Genomic DNA, 13,336 nt, shown 5'->3' on the forward strand with positions numbered 1-13,336 from the left:
CTTTATTTTTATGGAAAATCGAAATCGGGGATATGAATCGATACTTCCCATTATTCTATTTAACATAATGGGAATTATAAATAGATAGGGGTTTTCGAGCGAAATTCTCATCATCTTTTACTTGGGTTCTCAGCAAATAACATTACAGGGATATTATCGTTGGATAGATTTAATATCGATACCGGATGGATTTTGGAATATACGTAAACCGAACTCTGGTATGATTGCAAATATATGGTCGAATATTTCAGCTTGGATTTGTTCGTATTTCGGCCATTCAGAGGTATTTGAAAAGCAATAAATTTCCAAGGGAACGCCTTCGGATGTCGGTTGCATTTGGCGTACCATAATCATCAATTCTTTATGTGTCTTGGGATGTACAGTCAAATAATGCTGTAAATATGTCTGGAATACATGCAGGTTCACAACCTCTTGTTGGGCGGATTCTTCCTTTAGCCAACCTCTATTTATGAAATGCCGCTTCTCTTCATCTGTACAGAAATGGATGGTATTCAGGTCGATATTAATAGACCTCTTGATGCGTCTTCCGCCCGTCTCACGCATACCGCGCCAATTTTGGAATGAATCGCTTACTAATGCGTATGGTGGAATCGTAGTAATGGTTTTATCAAAGTTACGAACTTTCACGGTGGTAAGCGTTACTTCAATCACATCTCCATCAGCTCCGTATTTGGGCATCGTAATCCAATCGCCCGGACGAAGCATATCATTGGCAGAGAGTTGCACACCTGCGACCAATCCCAAAAGGCTATCTTTGAAAACCAACATGAGGATAGCCGCCGAGGCACCTAACCCAGCCAAGATAGAGGTGGCGTCTTTATCTATCAAGATGCTTATAATGAGAATAATCCCTACTCCTATCGCCACGATGCTTATCATTTGGTAAATTCCTTTTAAGGGACGGTTCCGGAGTCGTTCGTGTTCATTTGATATCTCGTAGAGCGATTTCAAGAACGCATTAATCAGGAAAAGGGTAACCACCACCAGATATACCAAACATGCTTTCAGCAGGAAATGAAGCAATTGCACCTCTTCCGTAAAGGCAAAGGGCAAGAGAACGTACCAGACGAGTGGCGGAATGACGCGGCTAAAGGCCTGGAGCATCTCGTCATTGAACAGGTAATCGTCCCACGTTGCCTTGGTCCGTGCCGTAATCTTCCGTATGGCGGGCATCACCAGGTGGCGGAACAATTGCGTGGTCAAATAGGAAATAAGCATGATTCCCAATAAGATAATCACTTGTATAATCCAATCTCTATGGGCAAATTCCACGTTTGCCCCCTGCAATATGTTATGTAAAAAAAGGCGGATATATTCCATTTCCATTCGTTTTTATTCGGGGAATAAAGATACATCTTTTTTTGCAAAAAAGGAAAAGCCCAGAGAGAAAGTTTTCCTTATGCCGAAGAAAAGTTGGAAAGCCGCCGGTCTATTCTTTACGTATCGACGATGTTTCTTTATCTTTAGGCTAAAGATATACAAATATCGACGATACGTGTATAAATATCGTCGATATGTGAAGAAATAATGCTTGGAAGGGAAAGTTTTCTCCGGCATCATCGGAAGTTTGCATCGGGTCTTTCCAAATAACTTCTTCATGAAAGGAAAACCTGACAGCTTGTCACCCGCCCCTGTCCTTTTGAGTTAAATAATGGCAGATAGGGAACTCCCGCGCGCTTTTGGTACTTTTTTTGTAAAAGAAAAAGCGGGTGTTTGCTACAACTATGCGGGGCAGACGCCTATATATTAATGTATAATAAATAAGGTATAAGATATGAATAAGAATGGAAATATCGGGGTCACGAGTGAAAATATCTTCCCGATTATCAAAAAGTTTTTGTATAGTGATCATGAAATCTTCTTGCGCGAATTGGTTTCCAATGCCGTAGATGCAACGCAAAAGTTGAAAACATTGGCATCGGTAGGCGAATTCAAAGGAGAGTTAGGCGATTTGACCGTCCGCATCAAGTTTGATGAGAATACCCTTACAATATCCGACCGGGGTATTGGTATGACGGCTGAAGAGATTGATAAGTATATCAACCAGATAGCCTTCTCGGGTGCAGAAGAATTCGTAAAGAAATACAAGAACGATACAGCTGCTATTATCGGCCATTTCGGGTTAGGTTTCTACTCTTCGTTTATGGTTTCAAAGAAAGTGGAAATCGTAACGAAATCATACCAAGAGGGCGCGCAAGCCATGAAATGGAGTTGCGATGGCACCCCTACCTATACGATGGAAGAATGCGAAAAGGAAGACCGCGGTACGGATATTATCCTTTACATCGACGATGAGAACAAGAATGATTTCTTGAACGAGCAGAAGATTAGCGGATTGCTTACGAAATATTGCCGCTTCCTCCCGATTCCGATTGCATTCGGTAAGAAAAAAGAATGGAAAGATGGCCAATATGTAGATACGGACGAAGACAATATCATCAACGATACAACACCGGCCTGGGTACGTAAGCCGAGCGAGCTCAAGGATGAAGATTATAAGAAATTCTACCAAGACTTGTATCCGATGTCGGAAGAGCCACTCTTCTGGATACATCTGAATGTCGATTATCCGTTCCACTTGACAGGTATCCTTTACTTCCCGCGTATTAAGAACAATATTGATTTGCAACGCAATAAAATCCAGTTGTATTGCAATCAGGTATTCGTGACGGATTCGGTAGAAGGTATCGTGCCGGAATTCCTTACGCTGCTTCATGGCGTCATCGATTCACCAGATATCCCTTTGAACGTATCGCGCTCCTATTTACAAAGCGACCAGAATGTGAAGAAGATATCAAGCCATATTACCAAGAAAGTGGCCGACCGCTTGGAGGAAATCTTCAAGACAGACCGCAAGCAATTCGAGGAGAAATGGGATTATTTGAAACTCTTCATCCAATATGGCATGCTTACGGACGAGAAGTTCTACGACCGGGCGTCGAAGTTTGCTTTGTTCAAGGACGTAGAGGACAAATATTATACGCTCGAAGAGTATAAGACTTTAATCAAAGATAACCAAACGGACAAAGACGGTACATTGGTTTACCTCTATACCACCAATAAGGACGAGCAATATAGCTATATCCAAGCCGCCAAGGATAAAGGATATAGCGTATTGGTTATGAACGGACAATTGGACGTACACGCTATTGGCCAATTCGAGCAAAAACTGGAAAAGACGCGTTTCGTACGGGTAGATAGCGATACCATCGACCGGTTGATTGCCAAAGAAGAAGCCAACCAAGTTTCCCTCTCGGAAGAACAACGCGAGGCTTTGCAAGAAATCTTCAAGAGCCAAATGCCGAAGTTGGAAAAGGCGGAGTTTATGGTGACGCTCGAAGCATTGGGGGCACAAGCCAATCCCGTGGTATTGACCCAGAGCGAATACATGCGCCGTATGCGGGAAATGTCGGCTATGCAACCGGGCATGGCGTTTTATGGCGAAATGCCCGATAGCTATAACCTGGTATTGAACACCGACCATGCCCTGGTTCAAGACATCTTGGCGGGTGAAGAAGCGGCATGTAGCGAGAAATTGCAACCTATCCAGGCCGACATGAAGGGATGGAAAGCGCGCCAAGCCGATTTGCGTGAAGCCCAAAATAAGAAGAAGGCGGACGAAATCACCGAGGCTGAAAAAGAAGACATGACGAATACGAACCAGAAGATTACCGGCCTCCGCGAGGAAATCAACCAAATCCTCGACGAATATGCCGCAAGCAATAAGAAGGTAAGTCAATTGATAGATTTGGCCCTCTTGAGCAACGGCATGTTGAAGGGCGAAGCGTTGAGCAACTTCATCAAACGGAGTGTTGAAATGATTCATTAACCCTGGAAAAACATAGGCGTTTCCCTTGAAATCCATAAGGATAAACGGAAGGAAAATCGCCTATGTTTTCCTTTATTTACAGGTATAAATGGAAGAAAATATCCAACTCAATGCGCACAACAAGCAGGAGTATCCGCCCATGCACACCGTGGAACATATCTTAAACCAGACCATGGTGCGCATGTTTGGATGCCCCCGTTCGCGTAATGCCCATATCGAACGGAAGAAAAGCAAATGCGATTATGAACTGGCAGAAGCCCCTAGCCAAGAGCAAATGGAGGAAATCGAACGGAAGGTAAACGAGGTCATCGACCAACACCTGCCCGTCACCATCGAATTCCTCCCGCGAGAGGAGGCGGCAAGCCTCGTAGATTTGAGCAAACTCCCCGAACACGCCAGCGAAACATTACGAATTGTACGCATAGGAGATTATGACGCTTGCGCTTGCATCGGGGCGCATGTGGGAAACACCTCCGAGATAGGGCATTTCAAAATCCTCACATACGACTATGCGGAAGGCCGTTTGCGCATCCGATTCAAACTAATGGAATAAAAAACCGCAAATCCATTAGCGGATAAGAAATATTTTTGTTAAGTTTGCATCGTAATTAAACGTATCATATTAAAAAAGTAATACTATGACAATCGATCAATTCAACTTTGCCGGGAAAAAGGCAATTGTACGCGTTGACTTCAACGTTCCTTTGAATGAGGAAGGTAAAATTACAGATGATACTCGTATCCGTGGTGCTCTGCCTACCTTGAAAAAGATTTTGGCAGATGGCGGTAGCTTGATTATCATGTCTCACATGGGCAAACCGAAAGGGAAAGTCAACCCGAAATATTCATTGGGCCAGATTATAGATGCCGTATCTGCCGCATTGGGCGTACCGGTACAATTTGCTCCGGATTGCGCGAAAGCTTCGGCACAAGCCGCTGCATTGAAACCGGGTGAAGTCCTCTTGCTGGAGAATCTCCGTTTCTATCCGGAAGAAGAAGGCAAACCTGTAGGCATTGAAAAAGAAGACCCGGCTTACGAAGATGCCAAGAAGGCGATGAAAGCTTCCCAGAAAGAATTTGCCAAGACATTGGCTTCTTATGCCGATTGCTATGTAAACGACGCATTTGGCACAGCTCATCGCAAACATGCTTCGACGGCTGTTATCGCTGATTATTTCGATGCAGACCACAAGATGCTTGGTTATTTGATGGAAAAAGAGGTACAAGCCGTAGATAATGTATTGAGCAATATCAAACGTCCATTTACCGCTATCATGGGTGGTTCGAAGGTTTCTACGAAGATTGGTATCATCGAGAACTTGATGGACAAGGTAGACAATTTGATTCTTTGCGGAGGTATGACGTTCACATTTGCCAAGGCCCAAGGAGGTAAGATTGGTAAGTCTATTTGCGAAGACGATAAATTGGACTTAGCTCTCGAAATTATTGAAAAGGCAAAGGCGAAAGGCGTCAACTTGGTATTAGGTACGGATTGCATCGCGGCTGATGATTTCTCGAACGATGCCCATACACAAGTATGCCCGGCCAACAATATTCCTGACGGATGGGAAGGATTGGACGCTGGTCCTGAAAGTCGTAAAGCATTTGCAGAGGCTATTAAGGGAGCAAAGACCATTCTTTGGAACGGTCCGGCGGGCGTATTTGAATTCGATAACTTCACCGGTGGTTCAAAAGCTATTGCAGAAGCTATTGCAGAGGCTACATCAAATGGTGCCTTCTCGCTTATTGGTGGTGGAGATTCGGTAGCTTGCATCAACAAATTCGGTATGGCCGACAAGGTATCTTACATCTCGACAGGTGGTGGTGCATTGCTCGAAGCCATCGAAGGTAAGGTTTTGCCAGGTATCGCAGCTATCAAGGGAGAATAATAGTTCTTCCAAAATGTCATATAAATTTATAGGAGGAAGACGGCTTCGTCCGTTTTCCCCCTATTTTGTTTAATTAAATACCAGAAAAATATGAAACGAATACTTACTACCTTGTTCCTATCCTGTTGTTTAGGAGGATATGCGGTACAAGAAGCAGACATCCATATTATTCCTAAACCCATCCAATTGACGCAAGAGACAGGGGCGTTCCGATTGACTCCTCAAACGGTCATCTCTTATACGAAAGGGCTTCAACCCCAAGCCTCCTATTTGCAAGAGGTATTATCCGCCTCTACGGGTTGGGATTTAACGCTTCAAGAAGGGACGAAAAACAACGATAACGTCATCCAATTATCGTTGAATCCGGAAGGGAATACGCCTGAAAGTTATGAATTATCCGTAAGAAACGCGGGAGTGCATATCGAAGGAGCAGATGCGGGCGGTGTGTTTTATGGCATCCAGACCCTTTTGCAACTCTTTCCTGCCGAAGTATATAGCCCTGTAAGGCAAAAAGATATTGAATGGGAAGCACCGGCCGTAGAGGTCAAAGATGCCCCTTCGCATCCTTGGCGAGGCATGATGCTCGATGTAGCACGCTATTTCTTCGATAAAGATTTCGTAAAGAAATACATCGACATGATGGCGATGTACAAAATGAATAAGCTCCAATTTCACCTCATTGACGATTCAGGTTGGAGATTGGAAATCAAGAAGTACCCGAAACTGACCGAAATAGGTGCTTGGGCGGGCAAAGACCAGAACCGGCTGGGCGGCTATTATACCCAAGAGGATATCCGGGAGATTATCGAATACGCCCAAGTGCGAAATGTGGAGATTATTCCGGAGATTGAGTTCCCCGCGCACATGCTCTCGGCCGTATCTGCTTATCCTTGGTTGAGTTGCCACGGAGAACCCCGTGAAGTGCCTATGCAACATTTTATCAGCCGGGATTTGATTTGTGTCGGGAAGGAATCATCTTACCAGTTCTTGCAAGACGTATTAAACGAAACCGTATCCCTTTTTCCCTCGCGTTATATCAATATCGGAGGAGACGAGGCGGTGTACGATAACTGGGAAAAATGCCCCTTGTGCCAAAAGGTCATGAAAGAGAACGGCTTGAAAAAAGCTTCTGAACTCCAGGGATACCTTACGAACCGGGTGCTTCAGATGATGAAGGAAAAGAATCGTACCATCATCGGTTGGGAAGAAATCATCCAACGCGGGAAACTGGACGGGCAAGTGGTAGCCCTTATTTGGCATAATGAGAAAGATACTATCCAAGCCGTGGAAAAGAATCACTTAGCCATCCTAACACCGGCTACGCACGCTTATCTGGATTTCCCCGAGAGCAAGACTCCAGGCGAGGTGAAGGCCGCCACTTGGATGCCACCTATCTCGATTGAGAAAGCTTATTCGCTGGCGGCCAAAGACTATTCACCCAGTTCGCATGTCTTAGGCGTGCAAGGATGCCTCTGGTCAGACCAGTTCATCCACGGGACTATCCTCCAAGAGATTGTACCACTCAACGAGAACCGTTCGGAGAATTACGCCGAGTATTTCACCTTCCCGCGCCTATTGGCCTTAGCTGAAGTGGGTTGGACAAAAGAGGCGAATCGCTCGTATACGGATTTTGCTCATCGGCTGGTGTACCATTATGCCCGGCTGGACGAGAAGGGATGTAATTACCGTGTGCCCGAACCAACCATCGAAAAGATGGATGAAAATGCAGGGAGTGTGACGTTTACACTCGCCGAGAGCGTAGCAGGCGCACCTATCCGCTATACGACCGACGGAAGTTATCCGACAATACATTCTCCACGTTATACTTCACCGGTAAAGGTCGATACAAAGAACAATTTCCGGGCGATTACCGTGGTTTCAAACCGCCATTATTCATTACCGATTTATTTCGCCTACGATTACGCCGAATACAAACAGTTCGGAGAATTTACTTCGGAATGGAAACCTTCCATCATTCCAACCGAGGATATAACTCCTTGGGCTATAGATGCTACGGGTAAAATATCAGGTAATGGGACGTATGAGGTCACTTTCATCCAAACGGATGGTAAGAATGCGTTGAAAATAAATGGCATCCAGGTAATGAAACGGGATGAAGTATTGGAGGAAATCAAAGAAGTACAAACGGTTAACAAACAACACCAAGTGACTTACCGATTCCATATCGACTCCTTCGAGGCGGGCACTCCGTTCGCTATCATAGCGCAAATCCAAGGCGAAGGAGGGAATAGTACCAATGGTGCCGTCTTTATCAAGAAGGTGGATTAATATCTCCCTAAAGAGAATGAAGAATTATATTCCCAATTCTTCATTCTCTTTCTTTTTTATACTTCTAATGCTCCAATCACTTCGCGTACAGATGCAAACCCATGACGCTCGCAATAATCATCCAATCCTTGGATGACGCGAAGGGAAACGGTGGGGTCTATAAAGTTATAAGTTCCTATTTGAATGGCCGTAGCCCCCGCAAGTAAGAACTCTACCGCATCTTTCCAGTTCGAAATACCTCCTAACCCAATGACCGGAATCCGTACCGCTTTCGAGGTCTGCCATACCATGCGCAAGGCCACCGGTTTCACGCAAGGCCCCGATAAGCCGCCCGTAATGGTAGAAAGCACCGGGCGACGTTTTTCGGCATCGATAGCCATCCCCAGCATCGTGTTGATGAGCGATACGGCATCTGCTCCCTCGGCCTCGACCGCACGAGCTATTTCCGTAATATCCGTCACATTGGGCGAGAGCTTCACAATCAAGGTCTTCGGATAGACCTTACGCACGGCCCGAACGACTTCGGACGCGCCCGCACACGTCACGCCAAACGCCATCCCGCCCTGTTTCACGTTCGGACAAGAAATGTTCAATTCGATAGCAGGAATCTTCTCTAACTCCGCTATCCGCTCTGCACAAGCGACATACGTATCGATAGACGACCCGCTCACGTTCACGATCATATTCGTATCGATATCCTTGATTTGCGGGTATATGTGCTCCGCAAAATAGTCAGCTCCTTTGTTTTGGAGCCCTACGGCGTTAAGCATGCCAGCGGGTGTCTCGGCAAGGCGTGGATAGGGATTCCCTTCGCGGGGTTGGATGGTAGTCCCTTTTACAAAGATGCCTCCCAAGCAGCTTATATCCATGAAATCGGCATATTCGATGCCATATCCGAAGGTTCCGGAAGCCGTCATCACCGGATTCTTCAATTCCAAATTCCCTATTTTTACGTTCAATTCAGCCATGATAATTTCTCGATATTAAATACTGGTCCTTCCGTACATACACATACATGGTGCTCGTCTTTAAGCTTTTCCACACAACAAAGGCACGCCCCGATGCCGCACGCCATCGTATTCTCTAAAGAGGCTTCACACGCGATGCCATGGGCCGATGCATAACGCGCCACAGATACCATCATCGGCTTCGGACCGCAGGTGTAAATCTGGTCGAAATGCTTCTCGGAGAGGAGGCTATGGTTCGTTACATACCCCCGCTCGCCCACCGAACCATCTTCGGTTGTCAGATACACTTCGCCATATTGCCGGAAAAACGCCAACTGGAGCAAATCGCCCTCCGAACGCGCCCCCAGCAAAAAGGTAGGCCGGAATCCTTTCGCCTTCAAACAAGCCCCCAAGTAGAGCAAAGGAGCCGTCCCTACACCTCCTCCAATGAGCAGCAATTCACGCATATCGCCCTCTTCGGGGAGCGTAAATCCGTTCCCCAGCGGGAGGAGGAGGTTCAACAGGTCGCCTACGCGCGCTTCCGCCAACCGGCGGGTCCCGTCGCCTACCAATTGGATAAGCAACCATAACTCGTTCCGCCCCTTGTCGACATAATGGATGGAGATAGGGCGGCGTAGGAAGGTCGCTGACGAGCCCTCCACGCGCACTTGCACGAATTGCCCGGGGCGCATCTCGGGCAACGGTTCCTCTCCTGCGAGCTTCAACAAGCAATAATTCGGATGAAGGCGTTCGTTTGCAACCACCTTCAAATCAAGCATGTATTTCTTCATTTTCTTACATATCGTTTGTTATACCACAAAGATACGCAAAAAACTATTCCCGGCCTGCTTTTTCGGGCACAAATATCTCGAATGTATTGTCGGAATAGAACACCATGATACGCTCCACGCGCTTGTTTTCCACCTCGTTTTTGATAGCGATATCCGCCTCCGGATACGGTTGTTTTTCCTCCGGTTTATCGTTGTTTTCTTCCGGTTCTTTCGGCGTGATTTTGATTTCGGGCAAGGGCGCCTCCGGAGGGAAAAGGCCGGGTTGGGCGTCGGATACCTCCTCGCGCCGCATCTCGCCCCGTCCGACCAAAAGCCAATCGGGATTGATATAGGGGAAGCGCGCCAATATCTTTTGTACGACCTCCAAGCTGGGGTTGTTCCGCCCCGAAACGATGTGCGACATGGCCGCGCGCTGAATGCCGATGGCCGCCGCGAATTGCGCTTGCCCCAGCTTCTCGTAAGCCATGATTTGTAGGATACGTTCTTTCATTTTCCAATCGATTTTTCGTTCAAAAACCTGTCATTTTGTCTTTTCTTTAGACGCTACAAAGGTAAACATACTTTTGGAAACACGCAAATTTATTGTTATAAAAATATACATATACAAATGTAACAAGCATGTTACAATTGTATCATCCATCAGGCTTAAAAAGGGTGTTTACAGGTTGTATAATCGCTTTATATACATAAGTTATACGCATGGTTTTTAATATATTACACTACATAGACATAGGCTTTGGAACATCTAAAATATACAAATGTATCTAATCGTTCCCATAAGCTTAAACCGACACTTTATGTAAACAGAAATAAAGGACTGGTTCCGTTTCGGGCATCCTACTATAAACAGAGCCTCAAGTATATAAATTGGATATATCTGTAAACAATACTGAGGTATACACATTTGTATACACACCTACCTCCTACCCTCACCTGTTTATTTTTGTATTGTAAACAAAAGGAGACCTCACCCCTGCCACACATTTGTAAACAGGTTATTTCTGTATTCGTCGATAAACAAGAAAGGGAAATGTGGAAAACTAAATATGACAAAATGACATGCCAGGGAGGATGCACATACGCCTCCCCAAGCCCAACTCCGCGAGAAGCCCGTTTTCCGGGCCATCCTGCGGGTTTCTTTCGGATTCTTCAGAAATAGAAGGGGTATTTTAAAGGAAAGAGATTAAGCGCTAAAGGTTTACGCTCAAAAAGCACATCCAGGGCCTTACGGCAACACGGATGCGTCTTTGTCGGAAAGAGAGTTCATGGTCGTCGGTTGGGAAATCCGGTCCACTGCTCAGTGAAGGATTTTATAGAGGAGCTCCCGGAGGATATCATAACTCCCCATGGAGGCATTCCCCACGCCCTTGGATTGCGCATCGGCCAAGCGGATTTCGCTTATCAGGCGGAAAACCTTCAGGGCGGAGTAGCTCCGCAGTCCGACCGTATAATCGCGCAGCTGGAAATTTCCGCGCAAACCCAAGGCAGCCATCAACCCCGCCTCCGAACGGTCCTTCGTGTAATAGCATATCAGGAGGTTCGAGAAGTAATTAAACAGGACCGAAAGGGTCGCTTGGATGGGATTGTCTTTCGGGTTCTTGTGGAAGTACTGGATGATGCGGTGGGCCTTCAGGGCGTCTTTCGCGGCAACGGCCTTCAGGAGTTCGAAATTGTTGTATTCCTTGCTCACCCCGACATGCTGCTCCACGAGTTCGGGCGTGAGGCGTTTTAAGCCCGTTTGCGCCATGATAATTTCCAGCTTGGAGATTTCCTTGTCGAGGCGGGTCAAATCGTTTCCTACGCAATCAGAGAGCATCTGGGCGGCCTTAGCATCGATACCGAGGGAACGCCGCGCGAGGAACGAAGTGATGAAGGCCGGCATCTTGTATTCCGGCACCTTCTTCGATTCGAACAGGAGGCCGTTCTTTTCCACGAGCGAGGCGAGCTTTTTCCGCCGGTCGAGCGTCTTGTATTTATAATCCAGCACGAGGACGGTCGAGGCGAGCGGCGCCTTCACGTAGGCGGCCAGCGTCTCGATGTCGCGCATCTGTTGCGCTTCGCGTACAACGACGAGCTGGTGTTCGGCCATCATCGGATAACGGCGGGCGGCTTGGATGACCTGTACCGCGTCCGTCTCCGCGCCATACAGCACCAGTTGGTTGAAGTCGCGTTCCTCGTCTTTCAACACCGTGGCGAGGAGTTGCTCCGTCAATTGGTCGATAAAATAGGGTTCTTCACCCATCAGCACGTATACAGGGCGGAATTCCCTCCTCCCGATTTCCGCGCATATTTCTTCGTAGGTCATCATGCTTTGAATTAAAAATTAAAGGATAAAAATTAAAACGCAAAATAACTGGGCACAACGGCATCGGGGCATGGAGTTACTTTTGCCACTACACACCTCCGAACCTCCGCATCTCCGTGTTCATCTTTCTCCCCATTCCAACTCACCAGCTGAAACGGATATGGTGCACCGTCTTCTTTCCCTCCATGATTTGGCGGAGCGCCTCGACTCCCAGCTGGAGGTGTTCGGAAACGAAACGGGCCGTCACCTGGCGGTCGCTTTCTTCCGTCTTGATACCCTCTTCTTCCATCGGCTTGTCCGACACCAAGAGGAGCGCGCCGGTGGGGATTCGGTTTGCAAAACCGGCCGTCAGGAGCGTGGCTGTCTCCATGTCGATACCCGTGGCATGCGTCAAGCGGAGGTACTCTTTGAAGTTCGTGTCATACTCCCACACGCGCCGGTTCGTCGTATAAACCGTCCCTGTCCAATAATCCTTCCCCTTGTCACGTATGGCCGACGAAATAGCCCTTAGGAGCGAGAAGGCAGGCAACGAGGGCACCTCAGGCGGAAGGTACTCGTCCGACGTTCCTTCGCCCCGTATCGCTGCGATGGGGAGCAGGTAATCGCCCAGTCGGTTCGCCTCTTTCAGTCCGCCGCATTTGCCCAAGAAGAGCGCCGCTTCGGGGCGGACGGCCGAGAGAAGGTCCATGACGGTGGCGGCATTGGCGCTTCCCATGCCGAAGTTGATAATCGTGATGCCGTCGGCCGACGCGTTGGGCATCGTCCCTTTCTGGGCCAACACCGGTACGCCGTAATGCGCCGCAAACCGCTCCACATAGGTGGTGAAGTTTGTCAGCAGCACATGCCGCGTGAAATCTTCCAGCCGCCGCTCTGTATAGCGCGGGAGCCAGTTCTCTACAATCTCCTGTTTTGTCTTCATGCTCCTGCTTTTTTATGCGGAGCAAAGGTACGTAACCGAAACCCGTTTGTCAAGCGAAAAGCGCATATATTTTTCGTTCTTTTTTCGAAAACATGTCCTTTCCTTGCGTTATATCATCATTATCAGTTATTTATAAGGAAATATCCTTGTTTCTCCTTTCCTTACACTTACAATTCTTACAAATGACAATTAGCTTTTTGCAATAAACGCCTTCTCCCTCTCGCGCCCTAAAAAAGAAGTTATAATATATATATAATATATATAATATATATATTATATATATATTATAAAATTCTACTCTCTCTTTTTCGCGATGCCATTTCTCCTAAAAATTAATTGTCATTTG

At 46.9% G+C, this 13,336-nt stretch carries 10 protein-coding genes; 4 read left to right on the plus strand and 6 right to left on the minus strand.

Annotation, left to right across the window (positions count from 1 at the left end; genetic code table 11):
• Positions 1-153: 153 nt before the first annotated feature.
• Positions 154-1,341, minus strand: a complete 1,188-nt coding sequence (locus tag B5F77_RS06610; protein ID WP_087329228.1) for a mechanosensitive ion channel domain-containing protein — start codon at positions 1,339-1,341, stop codon at positions 154-156.
• 454 nt (positions 1,342-1,795) lie between these two features.
• Here B5F77_RS06610 and htpG point away from each other — a divergent pair, with 454 nt between their 5' ends.
• The 4 genes from htpG (at position 1,796) to B5F77_RS06630 (ending at position 8,028) form a co-directional block, all read left to right on the plus strand.
• Positions 1,796-3,850: a molecular chaperone HtpG gene (gene htpG / locus B5F77_RS06615; RefSeq protein ID WP_087329206.1), complete on the plus strand. Its 2,055-nt coding sequence runs from the start codon at positions 1,796-1,798 to the stop codon at positions 3,848-3,850.
• An 88-nt stretch (positions 3,851-3,938) separates the two neighbouring features.
• Positions 3,939-4,403 (plus strand): hypothetical protein, encoded by a 465-nt coding sequence (locus tag B5F77_RS06620; protein ID WP_087329208.1) that lies wholly within the window; start codon positions 3,939-3,941, stop codon positions 4,401-4,403.
• Between the two features lie 85 nt (positions 4,404-4,488).
• Entirely contained in the window at positions 4,489-5,739 is a 1,251-nt protein-coding gene (locus B5F77_RS06625; protein WP_087329210.1) for a phosphoglycerate kinase, read from the plus strand.
• Positions 5,740-5,829: 90 nt separating this feature from the next.
• Positions 5,830-8,028, plus strand: a complete 2,199-nt coding sequence (locus tag B5F77_RS06630; RefSeq protein WP_087329212.1) for a family 20 glycosylhydrolase — start codon at positions 5,830-5,832, stop codon at positions 8,026-8,028.
• A 56-nt stretch (positions 8,029-8,084) separates the two neighbouring features.
• Here the strand turns inward: B5F77_RS06630 and B5F77_RS06635 are convergent, their stop codons facing one another.
• The 5 genes from B5F77_RS06635 to B5F77_RS06655 form a co-directional block, all read right to left on the minus strand.
• Positions 8,085-8,996, minus strand: a complete 912-nt coding sequence (locus B5F77_RS06635; RefSeq protein WP_087329214.1) for a dihydroorotate dehydrogenase — start codon at positions 8,994-8,996, stop codon at positions 8,085-8,087.
• Positions 8,984-9,766, minus strand: a complete 783-nt coding sequence (locus B5F77_RS06640; RefSeq protein ID WP_087329216.1) for a dihydroorotate dehydrogenase electron transfer subunit — start codon at positions 9,764-9,766, stop codon at positions 8,984-8,986. The genes B5F77_RS06635 and B5F77_RS06640 overlap by 13 nt, the downstream gene beginning before the upstream one ends.
• A 43-nt stretch (positions 9,767-9,809) precedes the next feature.
• Positions 9,810-10,256: a helix-turn-helix transcriptional regulator gene (locus B5F77_RS06645; RefSeq protein WP_087329218.1), complete on the minus strand. Its 447-nt coding sequence runs from the start codon at positions 10,254-10,256 to the stop codon at positions 9,810-9,812.
• 807 nt (positions 10,257-11,063) lie between these two features.
• Complete coding sequence (holA, locus tag B5F77_RS06650; protein ID WP_087329220.1) at positions 11,064-12,074, minus strand: DNA polymerase III subunit delta; 1,011 nt, start codon at positions 12,072-12,074, stop codon at positions 11,064-11,066.
• Between the two features lie 139 nt (positions 12,075-12,213).
• Positions 12,214-12,990 (minus strand): AMP nucleosidase, encoded by a 777-nt coding sequence (locus B5F77_RS06655; protein ID WP_087329222.1) that lies wholly within the window; start codon positions 12,988-12,990, stop codon positions 12,214-12,216.
• Between the last annotated feature and the right edge of the window lie 346 nt (positions 12,991-13,336).

It is taken from the genome of Parabacteroides sp. An277 (genome assembly GCF_002159645.1).
Taxonomy (GTDB): domain Bacteria; phylum Bacteroidota; class Bacteroidia; order Bacteroidales; family Tannerellaceae; genus Parabacteroides.

Coding starts and splice junctions, on each gene's coding strand:
- B5F77_RS06610 (WP_087329228.1), bottom strand. CDS start 1,341: ATGGAATATATCCGCCTTTTTTTACATAACATATTGCAGGGGGCAAAC.
- B5F77_RS06630 (WP_087329212.1), top strand. CDS start 5,830: ATGAAACGAATACTTACTACCTTGTTCCTATCCTGTTGTTTAGGAGGA.
- B5F77_RS06645 (WP_087329218.1), bottom strand. CDS start 10,256: ATGAAAGAACGTATCCTACAAATCATGGCTTACGAGAAGCTGGGGCAA.
- B5F77_RS06625 (WP_087329210.1), top strand. CDS start 4,489: ATGACAATCGATCAATTCAACTTTGCCGGGAAAAAGGCAATTGTACGC.
- B5F77_RS06640 (WP_087329216.1), bottom strand. CDS start 9,766: ATGAAGAAATACATGCTTGATTTGAAGGTGGTTGCAAACGAACGCCTT.
- holA (WP_087329220.1), bottom strand. CDS start 12,074: ATGATGACCTACGAAGAAATATGCGCGGAAATCGGGAGGAGGGAATTC.
- htpG (WP_087329206.1), top strand. CDS start 1,796: ATGAATAAGAATGGAAATATCGGGGTCACGAGTGAAAATATCTTCCCG.
- B5F77_RS06620 (WP_087329208.1), top strand. CDS start 3,939: ATGGAAGAAAATATCCAACTCAATGCGCACAACAAGCAGGAGTATCCG.
- B5F77_RS06655 (WP_087329222.1), bottom strand. CDS start 12,990: ATGAAGACAAAACAGGAGATTGTAGAGAACTGGCTCCCGCGCTATACA.
- B5F77_RS06635 (WP_087329214.1), bottom strand. CDS start 8,996: ATGGCTGAATTGAACGTAAAAATAGGGAATTTGGAATTGAAGAATCCG.